The sequence below is a fragment of the Nonomuraea coxensis DSM 45129 genome, from assembly GCF_019397265.1.
GTDB classification, from domain to species: Bacteria; Actinomycetota; Actinomycetes; order Streptosporangiales; family Streptosporangiaceae; genus Nonomuraea; species Nonomuraea coxensis.
Genome location: NZ_CP068985.1, coordinates 400597 through 427118 on the forward strand (window position 1 = coordinate 400597; position 26522 = coordinate 427118).

A 26522-nucleotide genomic window follows, 5' to 3' on the forward strand; every position below is an offset into this window, starting at 1 on the left:
AACTCGTCGCGAGAACCAGGGATCCGGCCAGAAGAGTCGCTTTCGTCATTGTGCGCATACTTGTACGACGGATCCGGGTGGCCCGCGGTTCAGCGCCCGCCGGGGTTAGTGTGGTCACCGTGCTCCGTCAGGCCATGCTCGCCGTCTCCAGAAGCGAACGCGCCGAGCGCGTCATCTCCACCTCGCCGCTGACCAGGGACGTGGTCAAACGCTACGTCGCCGACGACATCGCCTCCGCGGTCGCCGACCTGACCCGCCGGGGGCTCCTCGTCACCGTCGACCACCTGGGCGAGGAGGTGACCGAGCGGGAGCAGGCCGACGCCGCCGTCGCCGAATACCTCGCCCTGCTCGGCCTGCTGCCCGCGGGCGCGGACGTGTCGGTCAAGCTCACCGCGCTCGGGCTGCGGCTGTCGGAGCAGCTCGCGTACGAGCGCGCGGCCGACATCTGCCGGGCCGCCGCCGGTCGCGGCGTCACCGTGACGCTCGACGCCGAGGAGAGCGACACCGTCCACGGGCTGTACGCCGTGCACACCGCGCTGCGGCGCGAGCATCCCGACGTGGGGGTGGTGGTGCAGGCGTACCTGCCGGACTCGCTGGAGCGGTGCGAGAAGCTCGGCGGGGCCCGGGTGCGGCTGTGCAAGGGGGCCTACACGGCGCCGGGGGCCTACACGGCGCCCGCCGAGATCGACCGGTCGTTCGTCCGGTGCCTCAAGGTGCTCATGGCCGGGACCGCGTACCCGATGGTGGCCACGCACGACCCCCGGCTGCTGCGGATCGCCTCCACGCTCGCCGTGCTCGACGGCCGCGACGTCACCGGGTTCGAGTACCAGATGCTGTACGGCGTCCGCCCCGCCGAGCAGGCCCGCCTCGCGGGGCTGGGGTCGCAGATGCGGGTCTACGTGCCGTACGGGGACGACTGGTATGCCTACCTCATGCGCCGCCTGGCGGAGCGCCCGCGCAACCTCGGGTTCTTCCTGCGGTCGCTGATGTCGCGCCGCTGACCGCCTTGAAGCGGTGAGTAGGCTTCCAGGATGATTGCGATTCTGGGCACGGGCAAGATGGGCGAGGCCCTGCTGTCCGGGCTGCTGCGGGCCGGGTTCAAGCCGGACGACGTCCTCGCGACCACCCGCAGGCCCGAGCGGGCGCAGGCGCTGCGCGAGACCTACGGCGTGCGCACCGTCACCAACGCCGAGGCGGCGAAGGCGGCCGACACGCTGATCCTGGCCGTCAAGCCGCAGGACATGGCCACGCTCCTGGCCGAGATCGCCCCCTACGTCCCGGCCGACCGTCTGGTGATCTCGGCCGCGGCCGGCATCACGACGGCGTTCGTGGAGCAGCGGCTCGGGGTGGACGTGCCGGTCGTGCGGGTGATGTCCAACACGCCGATCAGGTTCGACGAGGCGATGAGCGTCATCTCGGCCGGGGCGCACGCGGGCGAGGAGCACCTCCGGCTGACGGAGAACCTGCTGAAGCCGGTCGGCAAGGTGCTGCGCATCCCCGAGTCGCAGCAGGACGCGGCGACCGCGCTCTCCGGCAGCGGACCCGCCTACTTCTTCTACCTGGTCGAGGCCATGGTGGACGCGGGCATCCTGCTGGGCATGCCGCGCGCCGCCGCGCTCGACATGGTGACGCAGTCGATCGTCGGCGCGGCCGTGATGCTGCGCGACTCGGGCGAGCACCCGGTGATCCTGCGCGAGGCGGTCACCTCGCCGGGCGGCACCACGATCGCGGCCATCGCCGAGCTGGAGCGGCACAGCGTGCGGGCGGCGTTCCTGGCCGCGATCGAGGCCGCCAGGGACCGCGGGCGGGAGCTCGCGAGCGGCTGAGCCGTCCCGCCCGCGCCGGGTGACCGGCCGCCAGGTCGTCAGGCGTCGCGGCGCCGCATGAGGACGCAGCCCGCGACCGCGGTCACGGCGATCCAGGCCAGGTAGACGCCGAACCCGCCCCACGGGCTCAGCGAGCCGCCGCCTCCGCCGCCGGCCATGATGAGCTGGCCCGCGTTGGTGGTGAAGTGCTCCGCGACGGCCCTGCCCCACGCGCCGGGCAGCTGCGTGACGACCGCGGGGAGCACCAGGATCAGCGCGATGGCCGCCACGAGCGCGCCCGCCGAGTGCCGGACGAGCGTGCCGAGCGCCAGCCCGAACAGCCCGCACGCGGTCAGGTAGAGCCCCGCGCCGCCGGCGGCCCGTACGACGTCGCCCGCCGTGAGCCCGGCCGGCCGCGTGATCGCCAGGCCGACGGCGAGCGCCCCTGCCGCGGCGAGGGTGCAGACGACGATCGCGGTCACGGTGAAGACCACGGCCTTGCCGGCGAGCAGGTGGAGACGCCGGGGCACGGCCATGAGCGAGGTGCGGATGCCGCCGGTGCGGTACTCGCCGGAGATCACCAGGACGCCCAGCGCGGCGATGGACAGCGAGCCGAACATCGTGCCCGCCAGGCCCAGCGCGAGCGCGTGCGGCACGTCGACGGGCCCGTCGGCGCTGTGCGCGACCGAGGCGGAGAGCAGCGCGCTGAAGCCGATCATCATCACGGCGGTGGCGGCCAGCGTCCAGACCGTCGAGCGGACCGAGCGGATCTTGGTCCATTCCGACCTGATGATGTCGATCATGACGTGAACTCCAGACTGTCCTTGGTCAGCTCCATGTAGGCGGCTTCGAGCGAGGGCCGCACGTGCGTCAGCTCCTCCAGCGGGATGCCGGCCCGCGCCGTGAGGGTGCCGATCTCCAGGGTGCTCATCGTGGTCACCCGCAGGTGGTCGGGATGCCGCTCGCCGGTCCCGATCAGGTCGGCGACCTCGGCCAGGCGGGGGGAGCGCACCCGTACGTACCCTTGCGAGCTGCGCGCGATGAACTCCTCGACGCTCGTGTCGGCGATGAGCCGCCCCTTGCCGATCACGACGAGGTGGTCGGCGGTCTGGGCCATCTCGCTCATGAGGTGGCTGGAGACGAAGACCGCGCGGCCCTCGGCGGCGAGGTCGCGCATGAGCGTGCGGATCCACAGGATGCCGTCCGGGTCGAGCCCGTTGACGGGCTCGTCGAACAGCAGGATCTCCGGGTCGCCGAGCAGCGCCGCGGCGATGCCGAGCCGCTGCGCCATGCCCAGCGAGAAGCCGCCGACGCGGCGCCTCGCGACCTCGCGCAGTCCCACGGTCTCCAGCACCTGCCCGACCCGGCTCGCGGGCAGCCCGTTGCTCTGGGCGATCGCCAGCAGGTGGTCACGGGCGCTCCGCCCGCCGTGCACGGCCTTGGCGTCGAGCAGCGCGCCCACCTTGCGCAGCGGATGCCGCAGCTCCTGGTACGGCCGCCCGTCCACCAGCACGGAGCCGCCTGACGGCCGGTCGAGCCCGAGGATCATCCGCATGGTGGTGGACTTGCCGGCCCCGTTGGGCCCGAGGAAGCCCGTCACCCGGCCGGGCTCGACGTCGAACGACAGGTCCGCCACCGCGACGGTGGCGCCGTAGCGTTTGCTCAGGTTCGTTGCCCGAATGGCTGTCATGATCCCAGCCTGGCGGCGCGGACCGCTGGTTTCTTCCTGCCCGGGGACCGTCCTGCGGGACGCCCTCTGGGACCAGGGTCCTACTCTCCTGGGCGGACGAGCCCCGCCTCGTAGGCGACGATGACGGCCTGCGCGCGGTCCCGTACGCCGAGCTTGGCGAACAGGCTCGTCACGTGGTTCTTGACGGTCGAGGGGGAGACGGCGAGCCCGGCGGCGATCTCCGCGTTCGAGCGGCCGCGGGCGATGAGGACGAGGACCTCCCGCTCCCGCTCGGTCAGCCCCGCGAGCCCCGCGGCTCCCGCGGGCGCGGGCGGGGTCCGCGAGGCGCGGACGAACGCGCCGATCAGCCGGGTCAGCAGGCGCGGCGCGACCGCCGACTCGCCCCGGTGCACCACGCGCACGCCCTCGATCAGCTCCTCGGGGGAGACGTCCTTCGGCAGGAAGCCGCCCGCGCCCGCGCGCAGCGCCGCGACCACGTTCTCGTCCAGGTCGAACGTGCTCAGCGCGAGCACCCGCACCCCCGGCAGCTCGGCCGTGATCAGCTCGGTCGCGCGCACCCCGTCCAGGTCGGGCATGTGGAGGTCCATGAGCACGACGTCCGGCCGCAGCCGCCGGGCGAGGTCCACCGCCGCCGCGCCGTCGCCGGCCTCGCCCACCACGGACAGGTCGGGCTGGGCGTCGAGCATGAGCCTGAAGCCCGTGCGGACCAGCTCGTGGTCGTCGGCGAGCAGCACGCGGATCACGGCTTCTCCAAGGGGATGCGGGCGTGCACGCGGAAGCCGCCTCCGGTGTGCGGGCCGGTCGAGAGCCGCCCGCCGCAGAGCGCCACCCGCTCGGCCATGCCGCCGAGGCCGAAGCCGGGCGTGCCCGAGCCCGTGGCGCGCCCGTCGTCCACGACCTCGACCTCGACGGCCTCAGGCTCGTACGCCAGCCGCACCCCGGCCCGCGCCCCGGCCGCGTGCTTGCGGGTGTTGGTGAGCGCCTCCTGGACGATGCGGTAGACGGCGAGGTCGACGGGCGCGGGCAGCGGGACGGGTTCGCCGGTCACGGTGAGGCTGGTGGCCAGCCCGGCCGACCTGGCCTCCTCGACGAGCGCGGGCAGCCGTTCCGCGCCCACGCCGGTCGCGGCGTCCGGCCCTGTGCCGCCCGCCCCGATCAGGTCGCCGTCGCGGAGCACGTCGCCGGCCCTCAGCACGTCGAGCAGGAGGCGCATCTCCGTCATCGCCTCGCGGGCGGTCTGCTCGGCGCTCTTCAGCGCGTTCCTGGTGACCTCCTGCTCGGGCGGGAGGGTCGCCCGCGCGCCGCCGACCAGGGCGGTGATGACGGTGATGTGGTGCGCCACGATGTCGTGCAGCTCCCTGGCGATGCGCCGCCGCTCCTCGCGCACGGCGGCGTCGGCTGCCTCGTGCCGCCCGCGCTCGTTGAGCTCCGCGCGCAGCCGGACGAGCTGCCCGACGCCCACGGCCGACCCCACGGCGAACAGGTAGCCCACCCAGTTGCCCCGGCCTGGCCAGAAGATCTCCCCTGCCACGGCGTAGACGGCGTAGAAGGCGAGCCCGGCCGCGGCGGTGACGCGGCCGGAGGTGTGGCGGCCCACGCTGTAGAGCGCGATGGCCGTGGGCAGGTTCGCGATCGTCACGAGGTGCAGGGCGAAGCCGGTCACGTCCAGCCCCGCGACCAGCGTCGCGGTGAGGATTGGCCGGCGCCGGCGCGGCCACAGCAGTGCCGCGCCCGCCAGGTAGTGGGCGGCTTCCAGCGTGCCTCCGCCGTCGCCCTGGACGATCATGGTGACCAGCCCGGGGATCGCGGGGAGCGAGACGGCGATCACCAGGGCGGTGTCGGAGACCCTGGGACGGCGGAGGAACTCCACGGCTCTCCTGACCGTTCGCCCCATGCCCACGCCCAAACCCTAAGTCATGAAATATCCGGCTCAGAGCGGATATTTCCGCACTGAGCCCGGGCTACAACGGAGAGTCCGCGCTGCGGTAACGTCGGCCGCAAGGCGAGGCGGCACGTGAAGGGGTTGGCATGAGCCGGTCGGTACGGGTGATCTGGGACGACGCTCTCACCTCCTACGACTTCGGCCCCACCCATCCACTCGCGCCCGTCAGGGTGGAGCTGACGATGGCGCTGGCCAGGGGCCTGGGCGTGCTCGACCGGGTCGAGCTGGCCGGCTGCGACCCCGCCGGTGACGACGAGCTGGCCATGGTCCACAAGCGCGACTACGTCGAGGCCGTCAAGCGGGTGTCCGTCTCCGGCGCGCCCGACCTCGGCTGCGGGCTCGGCACCATGGACAACCCGGCGTTCAAGGGCGTGCACGAGGCGTCGGCGCTGATCGCGGGCGCCTCGCTGGCGGCCGCCCGCGCGATCTGGGAGGGCGCGGCCGAGCACGCCGTCAACATCGCGGGCGGGCTCCACCACGCCATGCCCGCCATGGCCAGCGGCTTCTGCGTCTACAACGACCCGGCGCTCGCCATCGCCTGGCTGCTGGAGCGGGGGGTGGGCCGGATCGCGTACGTCGACGTCGACGTCCATCACGGCGACGGCGTCCAGACGGTCTTCTACGACGACCCCCGGGTGCTGACGATCAGCCTGCACGAGAGCCCGCGCACGCTGTTCCCCGGCACTGGCTTCCCCGAGGAGACCGGCGCCGAGGGCACGGCGGTCAACGTGGCGCTGCCGGCCGGCTGCGGCGACGCCGGCTGGCTGCGGGCCTTCCACGCGGTCGTGCCGCCGCTGCTGCACGAGTTCCGGCCCGAGGTGCTGGTGACCCAGCACGGCTGCGACAGCCACGCGCTCGACCCGCTCGCCAACCTCATGCTGAGCGTCGACGGCCAGCGCGCCGCCTACGCCGCCCTGCACCGCCTGGCCCACGAGACGACGGCGGGCGGGCGCTGGATCGCGGTCGGCGGCGGCGGTTACGAGCTGGTCCAGGTCGTCCCGAGGGCGTGGACGCACCTGCTGGCCGAGGCGTCCGGGCATCCGATCGACCCGGCCACGCGGACGGGCGAGGAGTGGCGCAGGTACGTGAGGGAGCGCACCGGCGAGACGCCCCCGTTGACCATGACCGACGGCCGAAACCCGGAATTTCGTGATATCTCGGCCGGTTATGACCCAGCGGACCCCATCGACCGTGCGGTCATCGCCACCCGCAAAGCGGTGTTCCCCCTGCACGGCCTCGACCCGATGCCGTGAGCGCCGATGTTCTGCGAAGGAAAGCTGTGCTGAGCCGCGACCAACTCCGCGATCACCTCGTACGCACCCGCATCGCCGGTGACGTCGCGACGCCACGGGAGAACAACCTCGACCACTACAGCTCGCTGGCCAACGGCGACCCCTACTACGCCCTCGGCCTGAGCTTCGACCACCCGTGGTCCTACCGCGACGTGCTCGCGCTCATGGCCAAGTCGGCGGGCGTGGTCGCCGACCCCGGGCACCGCTGGGGCCAGGACACCATCGACCCCGAGCTGACCATCGACGCCCTCGACGCCATGGCCGAGCGCGTCGCGGCCGTGCTCGCCAGGCCCGAGCCGCGGATCCTGTTCGCGACCGGCCACCCCACCGGCCTGCTGGCGGTCCACCTGCCGCTCGCGGCGCTATGCGAGCGGCACGGCGCGCGGCTGCTGACGCCCGGCGAGGGCTGGACGTACGCGGGCTCCGGCTTCGGCCGCCCGCGCCGCATCCGCTACCTCCAGGACGTCGCCATGCTCGACGACCGGGGCAACTTCGTGCACACCCACGACGCCGCGCCGATGCGGCACATGCTGCACGAGCTGGACGGCGACCTGCCCGACCTGGTGATCGCCGACCACGGCTGGGCGGGCGCGGCCGGCGAGGCGGGGGTGCCGACGGTGGCCTTCGCCGACAGCAACGACCCGGGCCTGTTCGTCGGCGAGGCGGAGGGGAAGATCGACGTCGTCGTGCCGTTGGACGACAATGTGCTACCCCGATTTTACGCTCCGCTCACCGAGCGATTGGTCACTCTGGTCTCATCAGCCCTCTGAGTTCATTCCGGTCAGCTCGATACCGTCTTTTCGCGCCTGCATTCCAAGGGGCTCGCCGTCCCTTTGCCAACTTTTGACAGGGCTCCGGCGACTCTTATGTGTGGCAACTTGGACAGTTCCAAGGTCCAGGCGAGGTGCTCGGCCCGGCTGCTCACCAGCGATTTCTCTGGTTCGGCTGACAGGCGGCTCCGTCAAGAGAGAAAATAGGGGGTTTGCGCACTCGGAGTCCCGACTTACGCTGACGGCAGTACACGTGCGTGAGCAATGGCACCAGTGGGGATAACCCGGAAACACGTGCGGAAGAGGCGTCCGATGGGTGCAGGCGAAAGACCTCTCAGCGAGGTGAAGTTCCTGACCGTGGCTGAAGTCGCGACGGTCATGAGGGTGTCCAAGATGACGGTGTACCGGCTCGTACACTCCGGCGAGCTCCCGGCCATCAGGGTAGGCCGGTCGTTCAGAGTGCCCGAGCAGGCGGTGCACGACTATCTGCGGGAGGCCTACATCGAGGCAGGTTGACGTAGCGACGTGATGGTCACGCCGTGAGTGCTGTCGCGGGAGAAGCCCGGCCGCTCGCCACGCGCGGCCGGGGCTCTCGCCCCCCGAGGGGCGATCTACCATGGATCGCCGGTAGTCTGTGAGCCGGTGTGCGCTCGCACTCCGATTCAGACTTGCTATCAGTACCTGGGGGTCCCGTGGGCTCTGTGATCAAGAAGCGCCGCAAGCGGATGGCCAAGAAGAAGCACCGCAAGCTGCTCAAGAAGACGCGCATCCAGCGGCGTAACAAGAAGTAACCGACGCAGCTGCGAGGCGCTGATGACCCACACCGTGCTCGTCACCGGGGTCTCGCGCCACATCGGCGCCCGGGTGTCGAACGTTCTGGCCGCCGACCCGGACATCGACCGGGTCATCGGAGTGGACACCGTGCCGCCCCCCTCGCTGACGCGGGATGGCGGTGTCTCCCTGGGCCGGACCGAGTTCGTCCGGGTCGACCTGCGCAGCCCCGACATCGCGCAGGTGATCGCGGCCGCGGACATCGACACCGTTGTGCACATGAGCCTGGTCAGCGCTCCCTCGCGGGGCGGTGGCAGGGCAGCCATGAAAGAGCACAACATCATCGGCACCATGCAGCTGCTCGGCGCCTGCCAGCGGTCGGCGACCGTGCGGCGCGTGGTGGTCCGCTCCACCACCGCCGTCTACGGCTCGTCACCGCGGGACCCGGCGGTCTTCACCGAGGACCTGGAGCCGCACGACGGCCCCAGCCACGGCTACGCGAAGGACGCGTGCGAGATCGAGGGCTACGTGCGCGGCTTCGCGCGCCGCCGTCCCGACGTGACCGTGTCGCTGCTGCGCTTCGCCAACTTCATGGGGCCGGGTGTCGACTCGCCCTTGACGCGCTACTTCACCCAGCCGGTGCTGCCGACCGTGTTCGGCTTCGACCCGCGGCTGCAGTTCGTCCACGAGGACGACGCGGTCGAGGTGCTGCGCCGGATGGCGACGGAGGACCACCCCGGCACGTTCAACGTGGCCGGGGCGGGCGTGCTGCTGTTGTCGCAGTGCGTGCGCAGGGCGGGCCGGCTGTCGATGCCGCTGTTCTCGCCCGCGTTCGAGGCGCTCGGCAACGCCGCGCGCCGTTTCGGGCTGGTCGAGTACTCACCCGAGCAGCTCAAGCTCATGTGCCACGGCCGCGCGGTCGAGACCTCCCGGCTGGAAACCGAGCTCGGCTGGAAGCCGAAGTTCAGCACCGGGGCGGCCTTCGAGGACTTCCTGCGCTCGCGGGGCCTGCACCCGATCGGAGGTGTGCCCAGTTGAGCGTCTCCCATGAGCACGACGACGGCCGGGTGATCCCGATCACCGCCGCGCCCTCCTACGAGCAGGCCGACCCCGACCCGCTCGCCGAGCTGCTGGCCTTCCTCCGGCGGCGGCTCGACGGCGACTACGAGGTCGACGAGTTCGGCTACGACCCCGAGCTGACCGACAAGGTCTTCCTGGAGCTCGTCCGGCCCCTCTACAACCACTGGTTCAGGGTCGAGACGGTCGAGCTGCACAACGTGCCCGAGGAGGGCGGCGCGCTGGTCGTCGCCAACCACTCGGGCACGCTGCCGGTCGACGCGCTCATGCTCCAGGTCGCCATGCACGACGACGTCCACCGGCCGCTGCGGCTGCTCGGCGCCGACCTCGTCTACCAGCTCCCGCTGCTCAGCCACCTGGCACGCAAGACCGGCCACACCCTCGCCTGCCGCGAGGACGCCGACCGGCTGCTGCGCAAGGGCGAGCTGGTCGGGGTGTTCCCCGAGGGCTTCAAGGGCGTCGGCAAGCCGTTCTCCGAGCGCTACAAGCTGCAGCGCTTCGGCCGCGGCGGCTTCGTCGCCTCGGCGATCCGCGCCGGGGTGCCCATCCTGCCCACGGCGATCGTCGGGGCTGAGGAGATCTACCCCAAGATCGGCGACATCAGGTCGCTGGCCCGGCTGCTCGGGCTCCCCTACGTGCCGATCACGCCGTTCTTCCCGCTGCTCGGGCCGCTCGGGCTGGTGCCGCTGCCGTCCAAGTGGATGATCGAGTTCGGCGAGCCGATCCGCACCGACCACTACGAGCCCGAGGCCGCCGACGACCCCATGCTCGTCTTCAACGTCACCGACCACGTGCGCGAGGTCATCCAGCAGATGCTCAACGAGCTGCGGCTGCGCCGCGGGCACGCCTTCCCGCCGTTCCTCTGACGGCGGGCCCGCCGTGAACTCCCGCGGCGGGTTGTGGCGAGACATCTCCGACCGTTCCCCCAGAGAAGGGCGGAGATGATCCTGCAACCCGCCACCCGAGGCGCGGACGCGGAGCTCGTGAACGCCTCATGGACCGAACCCGAGGCGTTCGCCGAGCTGTTCGACCGCTACGCCGGCATGCTCTACCGCTACGTCTCCAAACGGCTCGGTCCCGAGCCCGCGGAGGATCTCGTCGGCGAGACCTTCCTGGTCGCCTTCTCCCGCAGGAGGAGCTACGACCTGGCCTATCCGGACGCCCGCCCCTGGCTGTTCGGCATCCTCACCAAGCTCATCTCCCGGCACCACCGCAGCGAGGCCGCCCGCTACCGGGCGCTGCTGCGCGCCCCGGTCGAGCACGCGACCGAGTCGCCCGCCGACCGGGTGGCCGCCGGGGTCAGCGCCCAGGCGGTGCGCGGCGAGCTGGCCGGCGCCCTCGCGTCCCTGTCCGCCAAGGACCGCGACGTGCTGCTGCTCATCGCGTGGGGCGACCTGACGTACGAGGAGGTCGCGCAGGCGCTCGGCATCCCCGTCGGCACCGTGCGCTCCCGCCTCAACAGGGGCAGGCGGAAGGTACGGGCCGCGCTCGGCGACACCAACCCGATGGCGGAGGAGGAGTGACGATGGACGACCTGAAGCTGCTCCGCGACCTCGGCGCGCGACTGGAGCACGAGCCGCCCGTGACGCTCGTCCGCCAGCGCGAGCGCCTGCTGCGGGCCCGCGCCACCCGGCGCTGGTGGGCCACCTGGTGGACGGCCGGCCTCGTGGCCGTCGCCACGGCCGCCGCGGTCGTGGTGCCCACGCTGCTGCTGGCCCGCGACCGGCCGGTCGCCGTGCCCCCCGCCGCCGCGCGGAACGTGGACGTCAGCGGGGCCATGAACATCCTGCTGGTCGGCTCGGACAGCGTCGAGGGCGAGAACGCGGCGTACGGGCCCCACCGCGCCCGTCAGCCGGACGGCGGCGGGCGGCGCTCGGACAGCATCATCATCCTGCACGTGCCCGAGGACAGGGGAGCGGTGACGGCGGTCAGCGTTCCCCGCGACTCGATGGTGCGGATCCAGGGCTGCCCGGGGCGGCCCGCCCGTACGGACATGATCAACTCGGCGTACGACCAGGGTGGCCTGCCGTGCCTGCGCCAGACCCTGCAGAAGCTCACGGGGCTCACCTTCCGGCACACGGTCGAGGTGGACTACACCGGCTTCAAGGGCGTGGTGGACGCGCTCGGAGGCGTACAGCTCACCCTGAGCCGCCCCGTGGACGACCCGCGGGCGAAGCTCAGGCTGCCGGCAGGCAAGGTCACGCTGGACGGCGAGGCGGCGCTGGGGTGGATGCGCTCGCGGGCCACGGGGGACGGTTCGGACACCGCCCGCATCAAGCGGCAGGCGCAGCTCCTGCGCGCGATGGCGAAGAAGGCCCAGAGCTCGGTGCTCGACGAGAACCGGCTGAAGGCCCTGCTGACCGAGGTGCGCGCGTCGGTGCGGACCGATCTCGGCCTGGAGGAGATGGCCGGGCTGGCGGGGCAGCTGGCGAGCGCCAGGATCAGCATGGCCGTCGTGCCGTGGCAGCCCTCCAGGACCGACCCGAACCGGATCGAATGGCGGCAACCCCAGGCCCGTGAGCTGTTCGAGTCCCTGAAGTAGAGAAGGGGGCGGGGGTCAGACGCGGCGGTAGTGGCGGCGGAGGGCGATCCCCGCCGCGACTCCGCCCGCGATCGCCCCGACGCCCGCCGCGATCGGCAGGGCCGTCATGGTGGCCTTGCGCCCGGTGCGGAAGTCCCTGACGGGCCAGTCGTGCTTCCTCGCGTGCTCGCGCAGCTCGCTGTCGGGGTTGATGGCCACGGCGTGGCCGACCAGGGACAGCATCGGCAGGTCGTTGGCCGAGTCGCTGTAGGCGGTGCAGCGGGTGAGGTCGAGGCCCTCGCGCCGGGCCAGCGCGCGCACGGCCTCGGCCTTGGCGGGGCCGTGCAGCAGGTCGCCGACCAGCCGGCCGGTGTAGACGCCGTTGCCGGTCTCGGCGACGGTGCCGAGCGCGCCGGTCAGCCCGAGCCGCTGGGCGATGACCCGGGCCAGCTCGACCGGCGTGGCGGTGACCAGCCAGACCCGCTGGCCGGCGTCGAGGTGCGACTGTGCGAGCGCGCGGGTGCCGCCCCAGATGCGGTCGGCCATGACCTCGTCGTAGATCTCCTCGCCGAGGCGGACGACGTCGTCGACCTTGGCCCCGGCCACGAACGCCAGCGCCGTCTCCCTCGCCACCGCGATGTGCTCGGGGTTCTCGCTGCCGCGCAGCCGGAAGACCGCCTGGCCCACCGCGAACTTCAGCAGGTCGGAGGTGGTGAACATGCCGCGCGTGGCGAGGCCCCTGGCGAAGTGGTAGATGGACGCGCCGCGCATCATCGTGTTGTCCACGTCGAAGAAGGCCGCCGCCTCCAGGTCGGGCTCGACCGGCTCGGCCGGCGCGACGGTGACCGCCGCCCGGGCCGCCGCCTCGCCGGCAACCTCGGGCTCGACGTGGTGTCGTCGTCCAAAAAGCCGCATGAGCCTCAGCTTAGCTACCTACTGTGGCGCGACCAGACCTTCGATGTAGTGCAGATAGCCCTCCGCCTGGGCCTGTTGGTCGCCGTTGAGCTGCGGAAGCATGGGGCTGACCATGTCTTTCTGGTCCCGCGCGAATTTCTTGATCTTCGGCGAGCGCGGCTCGGCCCGTTCGAGGCGGCTGATGCCCGAGCGGGTGGAGTCCTCCATGTCCTTCAGCGTCCTGCCGACCAGCGGGCCGTCCTCGGCGGAGCCGAGCAGGCTGGCGACCTCCCTGGCGCGGGTCTTGGCGGAGGCCAGCTCGCGCTCGCCGCGTTCGGCGTCGTCGGCGCTGAGCCGGACGAGGGTGCTCTCCGCGGCCCGCTTGAGCGGATAGAGCGAGTCGCCAGGCACCGACTGGTACGTGGCGAACGCCGACACCATCATCCCCGCCGCCAGTCCGAACGAGGCCAGGTGGGACAGCATCGGTCGCCTGCGCGCCGGCGCCGGCCGCCGGGCGGGCCGGGGCCGGGCGTGGCGCGCGGCCTCAGGGCGCCGTCCGGGCGTGTCGGAGGCGAGGGAGGGCAGGTCCGCCGCGGAGACGGACGGGAACGGGTACGGCGACCGCTCGGCCCGGTGCCGGGAGATCAGCTCGGCGCGCAGCCGGGCGCGGAAGTCCGGCTCCGGAGCCCCTCCGATGGGCAGGCTCCGCAGCTCCGTGAGGTGTTCGAGCACGCGCTCCCGCCGCCTGCGCGCCCTACCCATGGCAGTCGCTCCCGTCTGGCCGTGACACCTGCCTAACGACGGGTGGATGGTGGAGGTTACGCGAGGTCGTGCTTGAGCGCCCGTGCCAGCGCGCGGATGGCCCGGAACTGCAGCGCTTTGATCGCTCCACTCTTCTTCCCCATGATCAACGCGGTTTCCGCGAGCGAGAGTCCGTGCAGGAAACGCAGGACGACACATTCCTGCTGTTCGGGATTGAGCTCTCGTACGGCCCGCAGGACCCGGTCGTTGATGATGGCCGTGACCACGGCGTTCTCCGGGATGTGCGAGCCGTCGAGCGGAACGTCGATGATCTCCCCGGTAGGGATCTCCAGCCGATATCGCCCCGATTTGAAGTGATCTGTCACCAGGTTCCGGGCGATGGTCACGAGCCAGGCGCCGAAATCGCGGCCCTGCCAGGTGAAGTCGGCGATCCTGCGCAGCGCTCGCAGGAAGGTCTCGCTGGTCAGGTCCTCGGCGAGCTGATGAGAGCCGACACGGAAGTAGATGTAGCGGTAGACGAGGTCCACGTAGCGGTCGTAGAGCGTGCCAAACGACTCCGTGCAGCCGTTCTTGGCATGCAGCACGAGGGTCCGCACGTCCACGTCGGCGGCACCGTCCACCTCGGGTTCCGGCGCTTCTTCGCGCACGGCGAACTCGCCCGTCCGGGCAGGCCCAGCGAGCGCCGGCACCAGCAGCCCGGCGAACGGTGACGAGTCAGGCATCCGGTATCCCTAGGGGTAAGGGGTGCGGCGTGCTCGATCACTCTAGAAATCAACCGGAAATTCCACAATCCACAAGGTGCTTGCATGACTTGGTGTAACCGCCGGATACCGTGAGGATCGACCTGTTCCCTCTTCGGCTACCGGCTGGGAGGCATCGTCCGGCAGCATTGGAGTCACCATGGAGATCCTCGTTGCTGTCCTAGGGTTCGCCGGTGCGCTCCTCGCCGCCTTCGCGACAGGCGCCCTGATCAAACGGCTGCGTGACGAGCCCGAGGGCTGGCTGATCGGCTGGGTCGTCGCGGCGGGCGCGCTGTTCCTGTCGCTGGCGGTGGTCGGCATCGGCTCCCTGACGGGATTCGGGACGGTCACGTTCCGGATCTACCAGGTGACGGGGTCGCTGCTCGCGCCGCTCTGGCTGGCCGTCGGCATGATCCAGCTCCTCGCCGAGCGGGTGCCGCCGCGCTTCCTGGCGTGGCTGATGGGCATCGCGCTGACGATCGTCACTGGCGCCATCATGATCTTCGATCCGCTCAAGTCGCAGGAGATGAGCAAGGCCCCGCCCTCGGGGCCGGCCCTCTGGGGCATCTTCCCCGGCTCCCTGCTGATCGGCGTGCACGTCATCGCCGTGGTGATCATGCTGGCGATGCTCGTGGTCGCGGCGCTCAAGTGGCGCAACGGCGACGAGTACGACACCGACAACCTGCACGCCGCCCTGGTGATCGCCCCGTCGGGGATCGCCCTGGTGGGCGCGATGCGCTTCACGGTGCCCCCGCTGTTCACCACGGCGCTGCTCGCGGTGGCCGCGGCGGCGATCTGGTACACCGTGCTGCGGCCGCTCGCGCCGTACGACGACGAGGACGACGACCTCGACGACCGCGACGCGCCCGCCCGGCGCGGCCAGGACGCCCGCCAGGACGCCAGGGCCCGCCACGGCCACGACGCCCCCGGCCGCCACGGCGGCGACCAGCGCGGGACGCCGCTGGACGACCACGACCGCACGGTCCCGCGCGGCCGCCGGGCGATGCCCGAGCCCGTGCCGGCCGCCGACCTGCCGCCCGCCGCGCCCCGCCGCCCCACCGGCCTGGGCGACCTGGTGGCCGAATACCGCGCGGGCGAGCGCGACGTCGACTACGCTGCCCGCATGGCGCCGCCCCCGCCCGAGGACGGCCCCGCGACCGGCTACATCATGAACGGCGGCGCGATGCCCGGCGGGCCCTCCGGCCCCCAGCGCCAGGGCGGCCCGTCAGCCCCGCAGCCCTTCGGCGGCCCGTCCGGCCCGCAGGCCATGCCGCCGCAGCGCCCCGAATACGCGATGCCGCCCACCCCGCCCCCGGCCGGCCCGGCCACCGGCATGCTCTTCTCGGGCGCCGACCTGTTCTCCCCGTCCCAGCCCCAGCAGCCGGTCCCACAGCCCGGCCAGCAGCCCGCCGGGGGCCGCCTGTCGCCGAACATCTACGGCCTGCTCACCGTGTTCACGATCATGGACGGCGCGGGCGACGCGTTCGACCGGCTGGCCGAGGCCACGGTCGAGGGCGTGCGCCGCGGCGAGCCCGACACGCTCGTCTACGCCTGCCACTCGGTCAAGTCGGCCCCGCTGCAGCGCATCGTCTACGAGCTCTACCGCGACGAGGTCGCCTACCGCGACCACCAGCGGCAGCCGCACGTCGAGCGGTTCGTCACCGAGCGGCAGTCGATGGTGCTGGCCACCAACGTCATCGAGCTCGACGTCAACGCCGCGAAGGTGGTGCCGCTCCCCACGGTCACGTACTGAGCGCGGCCCGCAGGCGGGTCTCGTCGACCCGCCAGAAGTCGTGCTGCACGCCGTCGATGAGCGTGACCGGGATCATCTCCCAGTATTTCTCCCTCAGCTCCTCGGAGGAGTCGATGCTGATCTCCTCCCAGGGCACGCCCAGCTCGCCCGCCACCCGGGCGATGACCGCGCGCGCGTCCTCACACAAGTGACAGCCGGGCTTGCCGAGCAACGTGATGCGGTGCATACGGCAACCGTACCGCCGCTACTTTGTGCATCGGTTCACAAAGGGATTAACCTGAAAGACGGTTCTAATCCGTCCCCGCGGCTCCCGGCCGCCCGTCCCCTGGAGCTCCGGCGCGTGAAGAGCACGTCCCAGCCCCGTGACCGAGGCATCCCCGAGGCGACGGTCGCGCGGCTGCCGCTGTACCTGCGGGCGCTGCACGGCATGGCGGAGCGGGGCGTGGCGACGGTCAGCTCGGAGGATCTCGCGTCGGCCGCCGGGGTCAACTCCGCGAAGCTCCGCAAAGATCTGTCGCATCTCGGCTCCTACGGCACGAGAGGCGTAGGCTATGACGTCGAGTACCTCGTCTACCAGATCTCCCGCGAGCTGGGTCTGACGCAGGACTGGGCGGTCGCCATCGTCGGCGTCGGCAACCTCGGCCGCGCGCTGGCGAACTACGGCGGGTTCGTCTCACGCGGCTTCCGGGTGGCGGCACTGATCGACGCCGACCCCGGAGTCGTGGGCGACACCATAGCGGGGTTGAATGTTGAGCACATCGACGAACTGGAAGCCGTCATCAAGCGGCGTGGAGTCTCGATCGTGGTTCTGGCGACACCGGCGGAAGCGGCGCAGGCGGTCTGCGATCGCGTGATCGCCGTGGGCGTGACGAGCATACTCAACTTCGCCCCCGTCGTGCTCTCCGTGCCGGACACCGTCGACGTCCGGAAAGTCGATCTTTCCATCGAACTGCAGATTCTCGCGTTCCACGAGCAACGCAAAGCTGGAGGGCCACTCATGGCGGTGGACAGTCAATGAGCATCCTGGCCATCGGACTCAGCCACCGCACCTCGCCGGTGGCGCTGCTTGAACGGGTCTCCCTCACCGGTGACCGGCTGGTCAAGCTCCTGCACGACGTCCAGCACGATCCGTCCGTGGCCGAGGCCATGGTGGTGTCGACCTGCAACCGGGTGGAGGTCTACGTCACGGTCGACCGGTTCCACGCCGCCCTCACGGCCGTGACCGGGCTTCTCGGCGTGCACACGGGCATCACGGTCGAGGAGCTCACCCCGCACCTCTACGTGCACTACGAGGAGCGTGCGGTCGAGCACCTGTTCTCCGTGGTGTGCGGCCTCGACTCCATGGTCGTCGGCGAGGGCCAGATCCTCGGCCAGGTACGCCAGGCGCTCAAGCTCGGCCAGCGCCAGGGCACCGTCGGCGCCACGCTCAACGAGCTGGTGCAGCAGGCGCTGCGGGTCGGCAAGCGGGCCCACACCGACACCGGCATCGACCAGGCCGGGGCCTCCCTCGTCACGGCCGGGCTGGCGCTGGCCGGCGAGATCGCCGGCAGCCGGGCGCTGGTCGTCGGCGCGGGCTCGATGAGCTCGCTGGCCGCCGTCACGCTCCAGCGCGCCGGGGTCACCGACATCGTCGTGGCCAACCGCACGTACGAGCGGGGCGCCCGGCTGGCCGCCAACGTCGGCGGCCGGGCCGTCGAGTTCTCCGCCATGCCGGGCGAGCTGGCCGCCGCCGACATCGTGATCACCTGCACCGGAGCGGGCAGGCACATCATCACGCCGGATATGCTGGGCGGACCTACGTTCCTGCTGGACCTCGCGTTGCCGCACGACGTCGACCCGGCCGTGCGCCGGGTGCCGGGGGTCCGGCTGGTCGACCTGGAGACGATCCAGGAGTCCGGCATCGGCTCGCGGGAGGTCGACGCGGTCGCGTCCGTGCGCGCCCTGGTCGTCGAGGAGCTTCGCGCCTACCTCGACGCCGAGCGCGCCGCCAAGGTCACCCCGACGGTGGTGGCCCTGCGCAGCAAGGCGGCGGGGGTGGTCGAGTCCGAGCTCGGCCGCCTGCTGATGCGCGTGCCCGACCTCGACGCCCGGGCGCGCGACGAGGTCGCGATGACCGTGCAGCGCGTCGTGGACAAGCTGCTCCACGAGCCGACTGTGCGTGTCAAGCAGCTCGCCACCTGCCCGGGAGGCGATCATTATGCGGAGGCGCTGCGTGAGCTGTTCAACCTGGACCCGAAGATGCCCGAGGCCGTGAGAGAGGTGGAGCTGTGACGCCCGAACCCCTCCGGCTGGGCACGCGCCGCAGCCAGCTGGCGACCACCCAGTCCCAGATGGTGGCCGACGGCTACACCGAGCGCACCGGGCGCGCGATCGAGCTCGTCGGGGTGACCACGTTCGGCGACGTCACCAAGGCCCATCTGGCGCAGCTCGGCGGCACCGGCGTGTTCGTCAGCGCGCTGCGCGACAAGCTGCTCGACGGCGAGATCGACTTCGCCGTGCACTCGCTGAAGGACCTGCCCACCAAGCAGGACCCGCGCTTCGTCCTGGCCGCGCTCCCGGCCCGCCACGACCACCGCGACGCGCTGATCGCGCACGCCAAGTTCGCCGACCTGCCGTCCGGCGCGCGCGTCGGCACCGGCTCGCCGCGGCGCGTCGCCATGCTGAGCGCGTTGCGCCCCGATCTCGAGTACGTCCCGATCCGCGGCAACGCCGACACCCGCATCGCCAAGGTCACCTCCGGCGAGCTGGACGCGGTCGTGCTGGCCACGGCCGGGCTCGACCGGCTCGGCCGTTCCGCCGAGATCGCCCAGATCTTCGAGGTCGAGGAGCTGCTGCCGGCCCCCGGCCAGGGCGCCCTCGCGGTCGAGTGCCGCGCCGACCTCACCGACCTCGTCGCCTTCCTCGGCGTGCTCGACGACCCGCGCACCCGCTCCGCGGTGGCCGCCGAGCGGGCCGTCCTGTCCGCGCTGGAGGCGGGCTGCGCCGCGCCCGTGGGTGCGTACGCGGTCGATGACGGGCACACTCTGAACCTGACCGCCACGGTCGTCGCGCTCGACGGCCGCGAGGCGGTCCGCAAGTCCACCGCCGGCTCTCCTTCTGAGGCTGACAGCCTGGGCCGCCGCCTCGCGGCCGAGATGATCTCCGAAGGGGCCGACAGATTGATGGGGGAGCATTCCCATTGAGCTCCGATAGTCCAATCTCCGGTCTCGTCGCCTTCGTGGGCGCGGGCCCCGGTGACCCCAACCTGCTCACGCTCCGCGGCGCCGAGCTGCTCGGCAAGGCCGACGTCGTGGTGCTCGGCGAGGAGGCGCACCGCGCGCTGCTGCGCCACGCCCGGGAGGGCGTGCAGGTCGTCGAGGCCGACGACGCGCTGGCGGGCCTCGTCAAGCGCGCCAAGGACGGCGGGCTCGTGGTGCGCCTGTGCCCCGGCGACCCCATGCTGTTCTCCTCCGTCACGGAGGAGGTCGCGGCCTGCGCGGCGGCGGAGGTGGACTTCGAGGTCGTGCCCGGCGTCCCGCCCGCGACGGCCGTGCTCACCTACGCGGGCATCCCGCCGGCGACGGCCGTGCCCGAGTTCCGCGTCGTGGACGCCGCGCAGGAGCAGGACTGGTCCTCCCACGCCGCCTGCCCCGGCACGCTCGTCATCTACAACGGCATCGCCGAGGCCGTGTCCATCGGCAAGGCCCTCATCGCCGGCGGCAAGCCCGACACCACGCCTGTCGCGGTCAGCAGCGGCGGCACCACCACCGAGCAGTACACCGTCGTGTCCTCGCTCGGGCGGCTGCAGGCCGACCTCAAGCACGCCGGGTTCACCGAGCCCGCGCTGATCGTGGTGGGCGAGGCCGTGGGGCTGCGCGACAAGCTGTCGTGGTTCGAGACCAAGCCGCTGTTCGGCTGGCGGGTGCTGGTGCCCCGCACCAAGGAGCAGTCGCGGAGCCTGTCGGAGCAGCTCATCTCCTACGGCGCGGTGCCCGAGGAGGTGCCGACCATCTCGGTCGAGCCGCCGCGCACCCCGCAGCAGATGGACCGCGCCATCAAGGGCCTGGTCACCGGCCGCTACGAGTGGGTGGCCTTCACCAGCGCCAACGCCGTCAAGGCGGTGCGCGAGAAGTTCGAGGAGTACGGCCTCGACGCCCGCGCCTTCGCCGGGCTCAAGGTGGCCGCCGTGGGCGAGGCGACCTCGCGGGCCCTGGTCGAGTTCGGCGTCAAGCCCGACCTGCTGCCCTCGGGCGAGCAGTCGTCCGAGGGGCTGGTGGCCGAGTGGCCGCCGTACGACTCGATGCTCGACCCGATCAACCGGGTGCTGCTGCCGCGCGCCGACATCTCGACCGACACGCTGGTGGCCGGGCTGACCGAGCTGGGCTGGGAGTGCGACGACGTCACGGCCTACCGCACCGTGCGGGCCGCGCCGCCGCCCGCGCCGATCCGTGAGGCGATCAAGGGCGGCGGGTTCGACGCCGTGCTCTTCACCTCCTCCTCCACGGTGCGCAACCTCGTGGGCATCGCCGGCAAGCCGCACAACGTCACCGTGATCGCGGTCATCGGGCCGCAGACGGCCAAGACCGCCGAGGAGTTCGGGCTCCGGGTGGACGTCATGGCCGACAAGCCATCCGCCTCCGCGCTGGCCGCCGCCGTGGCCGAGTACGGAGCCAAGCAGCGCCAGGCGGCGCTGGCCGCGGGCGACACGCCGCGCAGGCCCTCGCAGAACCGCCGCGGCGCGAGAAGGAGAGCCAGATGAGCGCGCGCTACCCCGTCGCCCGTCCCCGCAGGCTGCGCCGCAATGCCGCCCTGCGGCGGATGGTGTCGGGCACCCGGCTCGACGCCGCCGACCTGATCCTGCCCGCGTTCGTCAAGGAGGGCATCTCCGAGCCGCAGCCGGTGGCCTCGATGCCCGGCGTGTTCCAGCACACCTCCGACTCGCTCCGCAAGGCGGCCCACGAGGCCGCCGAGGCGGGTGTGGGCGGGCTGATCCTGTTCGGCATCCCGGCGGTCAAGGACGCGCGCGGCTCGGCCGCCGACGACCCCGACGGCGTGCTCCAGAAGGCGCTGCGCGAGGTGACGGCCGAGGTCGGCGACGCGATCGTGGTCATGGCCGACACGTGCCTCGACGAGTTCACCGACAACGGGCACTGCGGCATCCTGACCCCGTCGGGCGACGTCGACAACGACGCCACGCTGGAGCGTTACGCCTCCATCGCGGTGGCCCAGGCCGACGCGGGCTCCCAGATGATCGCGCCGAGCGGCATGATGGACGGCCAGGTGGGCGCCATCCGCGCCGCGCTCGACGGCGCCGGCCACGCCGACGTGCCGATCCTCGCCTACTCCGCGAAGTACGCCTCCGCCTTCTACGGCCCGTTCCGCGACGCGGCCGAGTGCGCGCCGCAGTTCGGCGACCGCAGCACCCACCAGCAGGACCCCGCGGGGCCGCTGGAGGAGGCGCTGCGCGAGCTCCGGCTCGACCTGGCCGAGGGCGCGGACGCCGTCATGGTCAAGCCCGCACTCGCCTACCTCGACATCATCGCCGCCTTCCGCCGCGAGGCGGACGTGCCGGTCGCCGCCTACCAGGTGAGCGGCGAGTACGCGATGGTCGAGGCGGCCGCGGCCAACGGCTGGGTGGACCGCGAGCGGATGATCATGGAGTCGCTGGTCGCCATCAAGCGGGCCGGCGCCGACCTGATCCTGACCTACTGGGCCACCGAGGTGGCGCGCACGCTCTAACCAAGGGGTTTCCCGTCAACTCGTGAGACCTGTGCGTTAGAGTGCGATGACAAGTGCTGGTGTGTCCCGCGTGAGCGAACGCCCGCCCGGAGCCGGGACCTCTTCAGGCACGGGACTCGACGGGAGACACCGATGGTGGGGGTACCTCTGGCTCGGCGTACCAAAAAGCGGGCGCGGCCGACGCGCATCGCGACCGTGCTCGACTACGCCGCGATGGGGTGGCCCGTGGTTCCGGGCGCCTATCCGCTGGCCACGGGGCCGCGGGCGTGCTCGTGCGACCGGCTCGGTTGTCCCGACCCGGGCGCCCATCCGCTCTCCCCGGCCTGGCCGCTGCTCGCCACCACCGACCCCGCGCAGCTCTCCCGCTGGTGGCAGGCCGAGCCCGAGGCGGGGGTGATCCTGCCCACCGGCCGCGTCTTCGACGTGTTCGACGTGCCTCTCGCCGCCGGTCTCACGGCCCTCACGAGGATCGACGAGGCGGGAGCGCGCTCCGGCCCGGTCGCCGCTCAAGGCGACCGGGTCTTGTTCTACGTGGCCACCCGCGGCAACCCCGAGGACGAGGACGAGTGGTGGTCCTGTCACCTCGACTGCGACCCGGCCGCGATCGACGACTCGCCGGGCCTGCGCTGGCACTGCCGCGACAGCTACGTGCTGGCGCCGCCCTCGCTGCTGCCCTTCGGCCGGCAGGTCTCCTGGCTGCGGCCCCCTGACGGGCGGCCCCTGCCCGACCCGCTGCGCATCCTGGAGTGGCTGGCCGACTGAGCGGACCCTCGCCCTGGGGCGGCCTCCGTCCCGACTAACCTGGTCGGGTGAGCCGCACAGAGAGATCCGAGGACCTGTTCGCCCGTGCCCGCCGGATCGTGCCGGGAGGCGTCAACTCCCCGGTGCGCGCGTTCGGCGCGGTCGGCGGCACCCCGCGCTTCATGGCCGCCGGCCAGGGCCCCTACATCACCGACGTCGACGGCAACCGCTACGTCGACCTGGTGTGCTCCTGGGGGCCGATGATCCTCGGCCACCGCCATCCCGCGGTCGTCGAGGCGGTCTCCGGGGCGGTCGCCCACGGCTTCTCGTACGGCACCGCCACCCCGGGCGAGGTCGAGCTGGCCGAGGAGATCGTCTCCCGGGTGGCGCCGGTGGAGAAGGTGCGGCTGGTCAGCTCCGGCACCGAGGCGACGATGAGCGCGGTGCGGCTGGCGCGCGGGTTCACCGGGCGGTCCAAGGTGATCAAGTTCGCCGGGTGCTACCACGGGCACGTGGACGCGCTGCTGGCCTCGGCCGGGTCGGGCGTGGTGACCTTCGGTCTGCCCGACACGCCTGGCGTCACCGGGGCGTCGGCGGCGGACACGATCGTGCTCCCGTACAACGACGTGGCGGCCGTCGAGGAGGCGTTCGCCCAGGCCGACATCGCCTGCGTGATCACCGAGGCGTGCCCGGCCAACATGGGCGTGGTGCCGCCGCGCGACGGCTTCAACCAGCGGCTGCGCGAGCTGTGCACGGCCCACGGGGCGCTGCTCATCGTGGACGAGGTGCTGACCGGCTTCCGCGTCTCTGCGGCCGGCTGGTACGGCCTCGACCCGGTCGAGGCCGACCTCATGACGTTCGGCAAGGTGATGGGGGGCGGGCTGCCGGCGGCGGCGTTCGGCGGACGGGCCGACGTCATGGCCTACCTGGCGCCTGAGGGGCCGGTCTACCAGGCGGGCACCCTGTCGGGCAATCCGCTGGCCTGCGCCGCGGGCCTGGCGACGCTGCGGGCGCTGGACGCGGCCGCGTACGCGCGGGTGGACGCCGCGGCCCTCGCGGTGGGCGACGCCGCCGCGGAGGCGCTGGGCAAGGCCGGGGTGCCGCACCGGCTCCAGCGGGCCGGCAGCCTGTTCTCGATCTTCTTCACCGATGCCGAGGTGACGAACTTCGCCGAGGCGAAGGCCCAGGACACCGCCGCGTTCACCGCGTTCTTCCACGCGATGCTGGACCAGGGGGTCTACCTGCCGCCGTCGGCGTACGAGGCGTGGTTCCTGTCGGCCTCCCACGACGACGAGGCGATCGAGCGCGTCACCTCCGCGCTGCCCGCCGCCGCCGAGGCGGCAGCGGCCGTGCGGTAGCGCGGCGCCACGCTCAGCGGGCGGGCTTCTGGTAGCGGATGCGCTGCTCGCGAGCCTGCTCGGCGAGCTCCTTCAGGTACGAGGGGCCGGCGGACTGCTGCTTCTTCGACTTGATGATTCTCATGCATCTATTTTCATCTGCTACACAATCAACCACAAGCGAGACTTTCTACGCTAAACCCTTTAGTCTGGCTTACATGTTGGACCTGAACCGCCTCAAGGCTCTGCACGCGGTGCACGTCTACGGCTCGGTCGGCGCGGCGGCGGACGCGCTCATGGTCACCCCCTCGGCCGTGTCCCAGCAGATCGCCAAGCTGGAGCGCGAGACCGGCGCCCGGCTCATGGAGCGCAACGGCCGCGGCGTGCGGCTGACCGACGCGGCCGGGCTGCTGGCCGAGCACGCCGAGCGGATCCTCGCCCTGGTCGAGACCGCGGAGGCGGACTTCGAGGCGCTGCGCGGCGAGGTCGTCGGCCGGCTCAACGTGGCCGCCTTCCCCACCGCCGCCCGCGGCCTCATGCCGCAGGCCCTCGTCGCGCTCCGCGAGCGTCATCCCGACCTGTGGATCCAGCTCAACGAGCGCGAGCCCGAGCGGGTCGTGCGCGACGTCGCCAGGGGAGAGCTGGACCTCGGCATCGTCCAGGACTGGCTCAACCGGCCCATGGCGCTGCCCGACGGCCTGTCCAGGGCCACGCTGCTGGACGACATCGCGGACGTGGCAGTGCCCGCGGGGCACCCGCTGGCCGGCTCGCGGGAGATCGAGCTGGCCGCCCTGCACGGCGAGCGCTGGGTCAGCTCCACGCCCGGCACCGTGTGCCACGACTGGCTCGTGTTCACGCTGCGCAACGCCTCGCTGGAGCCGGAGATCGCCAGCCTGGCCGACGAGTACCCGACCCAGCTCGCGCTGGTCGCCGCCGGGCTCGGCTGCGCGATCGTGCCGCGGCTCGGCCGCTACGTGCCCGAGGGCGTCGCCATGGTGCCGATCAGGCCGCGGCAGGCCCGCCGCATCTACGCCGTCTGGCGTGCCGACGCGGCCCGCCGCCCGGCCATCAGAGCCCTGGTCGACACCCTGATGGAGGTCAGCAGGGAGCAGGAGAACGCCTGGGCCGTGCGCTGAACGACTAGCTCAGGGCGATCGCCACGACGCCGCCCAGGATCACCCCCGACGCCAGCAGCCGGCGCGGGAGATCGCCCTCGGCCAGCAGCCGCCCGCCCAGCACCACGGCGATCAGCACGCTGATCTCCCTCGCGGGCGCGACCACCGTCACCGGCGCCATCGTGAACGCGACCAGCACCAGCAGGTACGACACGAAGATCAGCACCGCCGCCCAGCCGATCCGCCACCGGTGCGCCCGCCACACCGGCGCGACCAGCTCCCGCCGGGTCGCCAGCACGACCGGCGCCAGCACCAGCGCCCGCCCGACCTCGCCCAGGTAGATGAGCACGAGCGGCGCGACTCCGAAAGGCCCCACCACCTGGGAGTCCCACACCGTGTACCCGGCGATGAACAGGCCGACGACCAGGCCGGGCGCCACCGAGCGCAGGTCCGCGCGGCCCCTGCCCCGGCCCAGCAGGAACACGCCCACGCCGACCAGCACGATCCCCGCCACGTTGGCCGGCGTCGGCCGCTCGCCCAGGAACAGCACCGCCACCAGGCTCGCCAGCATCGGCCCCGTGCCGCGCGCCACCGGGTAGACCATGGACAGGTCGCCGATGCCGTACCCGCGCTGGAGCAGCAGGAAGTAGCCCATGTGCAGGGCCGTGCTGCCGCAGATCACCGCGAGGTCCGTCCAGGACGGCACGCCGCCCGTCACCACCAGGTAGCCGGCGAACAGCGGCGCCCACAGCACCGTGGCGGCCACCGCCACGAGCCAGACGAAGACGACGCCGTCGGCCTGGGCGGAGCGCTTGCTCAGAAGGTTCCAGGTGGCGTGGGCGAAGGCGGCGACGAGCACGAGGAGCAGGGCCCATGGACTCACCCGGGGACCCTATCCCGGGGTGAGCCGATAGGCTGTGCCCACCATGGCTGAAACGACCGTCGTCCACCTTCTGCGCCACGGTGAGGTGCACAACCCGAAGGGCATCCTCTACGGCAGGCTGCCCGGCTACCACCTGTCCGAGACAGGTCACCTCATGGCCGAGACGGTCGCCAAGGCGGTCGGCGGCCGTGACATCGTCGCCCTCTACAGCTCGCCGCTGGAGCGCGCGCTGGAGACCGCGGCCCCGCTCGCCGCCAAGCTCGGGCTGGAGGTCCGGCAGGACGAGCGCCTCCTCGAAGCGGGCAACATGCTGGAGGGCCGGCCCGTCGCCCAGGGGGTGGGGCTGTTCCGCGACTGGCGCAACTACCGCTACTTCTGGAACCCGATGCGCCCGTCCTGGGGCGAGCCCTACCCGGTGATCGTGCGGCGGATGAAGTCGATGATCGACGACGCGCGGGCGGCGGCGCGCGGGCACGAGACCGTGCTCGTCAGCCACCAGCTGCCGATCTGGTCGATCAGGATGGCGGCCGAGGGCCGCAGGCTCTGGCACGACCCGCGCCGCCGGCAGTGCGCGCTGGCCAGCCTCACGACCCTCACCTTCGACGGTGACCGGCTCGTCAGCATCGGCTACAGCGAGCCGGCCGGGTCGCTGGACACCGGGCCGTCCGTGCCGGGCGCCTGAGCCCGATGTCCGGATCGCCCGGTCCCACC

The 26522-nt window shown here is 72.2% G+C and carries 29 protein-coding genes; 20 read left to right on the top strand and 9 right to left on the bottom strand.

The window, feature by feature from the left end:
• The first annotated feature begins 119 nt into the window (after positions 1-119).
• Positions 120-1001, top strand: a complete 882-nt coding sequence (locus Nocox_RS01915) for a proline dehydrogenase family protein (protein WP_026214219.1) — start codon at positions 120-122, stop codon at positions 999-1001.
• Between the two features lie 30 nt (positions 1002-1031).
• Positions 1032-1826, top strand: a complete 795-nt coding sequence (gene proC, locus Nocox_RS01920; RefSeq protein WP_026214220.1) for a pyrroline-5-carboxylate reductase — start codon at positions 1032-1034, stop codon at positions 1824-1826.
• Positions 1827-1864: 38 nt separating this feature from the next.
• Here proC and Nocox_RS01925 read toward each other — a convergent pair whose 3' ends face one another.
• The 4 genes from Nocox_RS01925 to Nocox_RS01940 all read right to left on the bottom strand — a co-directional run bounded on the left by Nocox_RS01925 (position 1865) and on the right by Nocox_RS01940 (position 5389).
• A complete protein-coding gene (locus Nocox_RS01925; RefSeq protein WP_020542618.1) occupies positions 1865-2608 on the bottom strand; it encodes an ABC transporter permease in 744 nt (247 codons plus the stop codon).
• Positions 2605-3495, bottom strand: a complete 891-nt coding sequence (locus Nocox_RS01930; RefSeq protein WP_020542619.1) for an ABC transporter ATP-binding protein — start codon at positions 3493-3495, stop codon at positions 2605-2607. The genes Nocox_RS01925 and Nocox_RS01930 overlap by 4 nt, the downstream gene beginning before the upstream one ends.
• Positions 3496-3575: 80 nt before the next feature.
• Positions 3576-4238, bottom strand: coding sequence for a response regulator (locus Nocox_RS01935; protein ID WP_020542620.1), 663 nt, complete (start codon positions 4236-4238; stop codon positions 3576-3578).
• A complete protein-coding gene (locus tag Nocox_RS01940; RefSeq protein ID WP_246649831.1) occupies positions 4235-5389 on the bottom strand; it encodes a sensor histidine kinase in 1155 nt (384 codons plus the stop codon). Before Nocox_RS01940 ends, Nocox_RS01935 begins: the two co-directional genes overlap by 4 nt.
• A 134-nt stretch (positions 5390-5523) precedes the next feature.
• Here Nocox_RS01940 and Nocox_RS01945 point away from each other — a divergent pair, with 134 nt between their 5' ends.
• The 8 genes from Nocox_RS01945 (at position 5524) to Nocox_RS01980 (ending at position 11889) form a co-directional block, all read left to right on the top strand.
• Complete coding sequence (locus Nocox_RS01945; RefSeq protein ID WP_020542622.1) at positions 5524-6690, top strand: acetoin utilization protein AcuC; 1167 nt, start codon at positions 5524-5526, stop codon at positions 6688-6690.
• Between the two features lie 26 nt (positions 6691-6716).
• Positions 6717-7499 carry a phosphatase gene (locus Nocox_RS01950; protein WP_020542623.1) on the top strand — a complete coding sequence of 261 codons (783 nt, stop codon included), beginning with the start codon at positions 6717-6719 and terminating at the stop codon, positions 7497-7499.
• 312 nt (positions 7500-7811) lie between these two features.
• The gene (locus tag Nocox_RS01955; RefSeq protein ID WP_026214222.1) at positions 7812-8015 is read left to right on the top strand and encodes a helix-turn-helix domain-containing protein; all 204 of its coding nucleotides are present in this window, start codon (positions 7812-7814) and stop codon (positions 8013-8015) included.
• 176 nt (positions 8016-8191) lie between these two features.
• Entirely contained in the window at positions 8192-8290 is a 99-nt protein-coding gene (locus tag Nocox_RS01960) for a 30S ribosomal protein bS22 (RefSeq protein ID WP_018654693.1), read from the top strand.
• Positions 8291-8312: 22 nt separating this feature from the next.
• Positions 8313-9308, top strand: coding sequence for an NAD-dependent epimerase/dehydratase family protein (locus Nocox_RS01965; protein ID WP_020542626.1), 996 nt, complete (start codon positions 8313-8315; stop codon positions 9306-9308).
• A complete protein-coding gene (locus Nocox_RS01970) occupies positions 9305-10213 on the top strand; it encodes a lysophospholipid acyltransferase family protein (RefSeq protein ID WP_157382972.1) in 909 nt (302 codons plus the stop codon). The genes Nocox_RS01965 and Nocox_RS01970 overlap by 4 nt, the downstream gene beginning before the upstream one ends.
• A 75-nt stretch (positions 10214-10288) precedes the next feature.
• Positions 10289-10870: an RNA polymerase sigma factor gene (locus tag Nocox_RS01975; protein WP_020542628.1), complete on the top strand. Its 582-nt coding sequence runs from the start codon at positions 10289-10291 to the stop codon at positions 10868-10870.
• A 2-nt stretch (positions 10871-10872) separates the two neighbouring features.
• The gene (locus tag Nocox_RS01980) at positions 10873-11889 is read left to right on the top strand and encodes an LCP family protein (protein ID WP_051112529.1); all 1017 of its coding nucleotides are present in this window, start codon (positions 10873-10875) and stop codon (positions 11887-11889) included.
• Positions 11890-11904: 15 nt separating this feature from the next.
• Here Nocox_RS01980 and Nocox_RS01985 read toward each other — a convergent pair whose 3' ends face one another.
• Genes Nocox_RS01985 through Nocox_RS01995 form a run of 3 tightly spaced genes read right to left on the bottom strand, consistent with a single transcriptional unit; the run spans position 11905 to position 14246 of the window.
• A complete protein-coding gene (locus tag Nocox_RS01985) occupies positions 11905-12783 on the bottom strand; it encodes an HAD family hydrolase (RefSeq protein WP_020542630.1) in 879 nt (292 codons plus the stop codon).
• A gap of 18 nt (positions 12784-12801) precedes the next feature.
• Complete coding sequence (locus tag Nocox_RS01990; protein WP_157382973.1) at positions 12802-13524, bottom strand: DUF5667 domain-containing protein; 723 nt, start codon at positions 13522-13524, stop codon at positions 12802-12804.
• A gap of 56 nt (positions 13525-13580) precedes the next feature.
• A complete protein-coding gene (locus Nocox_RS01995) occupies positions 13581-14246 on the bottom strand; it encodes a sigma-70 family RNA polymerase sigma factor (protein WP_020542632.1) in 666 nt (221 codons plus the stop codon).
• A gap of 178 nt (positions 14247-14424) precedes the next feature.
• Here Nocox_RS01995 and Nocox_RS02000 point away from each other — a divergent pair, with 178 nt between their 5' ends.
• Entirely contained in the window at positions 14425-16017 is a 1593-nt protein-coding gene (locus Nocox_RS02000; protein ID WP_020542633.1) for a putative quinol monooxygenase, read from the top strand.
• Here the strand turns inward: Nocox_RS02000 and Nocox_RS02005 are convergent.
• Positions 16007-16243, bottom strand: coding sequence for a glutaredoxin family protein (locus Nocox_RS02005; RefSeq protein ID WP_020542634.1), 237 nt, complete (start codon positions 16241-16243; stop codon positions 16007-16009). The two genes, Nocox_RS02000 and Nocox_RS02005, sit on opposite strands and share 11 nt — an antisense overlap.
• A gap of 114 nt (positions 16244-16357) precedes the next feature.
• Between Nocox_RS02005 and Nocox_RS02010 the strand changes: the two genes are divergently transcribed.
• The 8 genes from Nocox_RS02010 to Nocox_RS02045 all read left to right on the top strand — a co-directional run bounded on the left by Nocox_RS02010 (position 16358) and on the right by Nocox_RS02045 (position 24949).
• Positions 16358-17035 carry a redox-sensing transcriptional repressor Rex gene (locus tag Nocox_RS02010; RefSeq protein ID WP_020542635.1) on the top strand — a complete coding sequence of 226 codons (678 nt, stop codon included), beginning with the start codon at positions 16358-16360 and terminating at the stop codon, positions 17033-17035.
• Entirely contained in the window at positions 17032-18288 is a 1257-nt protein-coding gene (locus Nocox_RS02015) for a glutamyl-tRNA reductase (RefSeq protein ID WP_020542636.1), read from the top strand. The genes Nocox_RS02010 and Nocox_RS02015 overlap by 4 nt, the downstream gene beginning before the upstream one ends.
• Positions 18285-19199, top strand: coding sequence for a hydroxymethylbilane synthase (gene hemC / locus Nocox_RS02020; protein ID WP_020542637.1), 915 nt, complete (start codon positions 18285-18287; stop codon positions 19197-19199). Before Nocox_RS02015 ends, hemC begins: the two co-directional genes overlap by 4 nt.
• Entirely contained in the window at positions 19196-20755 is a 1560-nt protein-coding gene (locus Nocox_RS02025; protein ID WP_157382974.1) for a bifunctional uroporphyrinogen-III C-methyltransferase/uroporphyrinogen-III synthase, read from the top strand. The genes hemC and Nocox_RS02025 overlap by 4 nt, the downstream gene beginning before the upstream one ends.
• Positions 20752-21735: a porphobilinogen synthase gene (gene hemB, locus Nocox_RS02030; protein ID WP_020542639.1), complete on the top strand. Its 984-nt coding sequence runs from the start codon at positions 20752-20754 to the stop codon at positions 21733-21735. Before Nocox_RS02025 ends, hemB begins: the two co-directional genes overlap by 4 nt.
• Before the next feature lie 132 nt (positions 21736-21867).
• Positions 21868-22497, top strand: a complete 630-nt coding sequence (locus Nocox_RS02035; protein WP_020542640.1) for a bifunctional DNA primase/polymerase — start codon at positions 21868-21870, stop codon at positions 22495-22497.
• Between the two features lie 47 nt (positions 22498-22544).
• The gene (gene hemL, locus Nocox_RS02040; RefSeq protein WP_026214224.1) at positions 22545-23834 is read left to right on the top strand and encodes a glutamate-1-semialdehyde 2,1-aminomutase; all 1290 of its coding nucleotides are present in this window, start codon (positions 22545-22547) and stop codon (positions 23832-23834) included.
• Positions 23835-24031: 197 nt separating this feature from the next.
• Positions 24032-24949: a LysR family transcriptional regulator gene (locus Nocox_RS02045; protein ID WP_020542643.1), complete on the top strand. Its 918-nt coding sequence runs from the start codon at positions 24032-24034 to the stop codon at positions 24947-24949.
• Positions 24950-24953: 4 nt separating this feature from the next.
• Here Nocox_RS02045 and Nocox_RS02050 read toward each other — a convergent pair whose 3' ends face one another.
• Positions 24954-25811: a DMT family transporter gene (locus Nocox_RS02050; protein WP_026214225.1), complete on the bottom strand. Its 858-nt coding sequence runs from the start codon at positions 25809-25811 to the stop codon at positions 24954-24956.
• Positions 25812-25854: 43 nt separating this feature from the next.
• Here Nocox_RS02050 and Nocox_RS02055 point away from each other — a divergent pair, with 43 nt between their 5' ends.
• Entirely contained in the window at positions 25855-26493 is a 639-nt protein-coding gene (locus tag Nocox_RS02055; protein ID WP_033408801.1) for a histidine phosphatase family protein, read from the top strand.
• Positions 26494-26522: the final 29 nt, after the last annotated feature.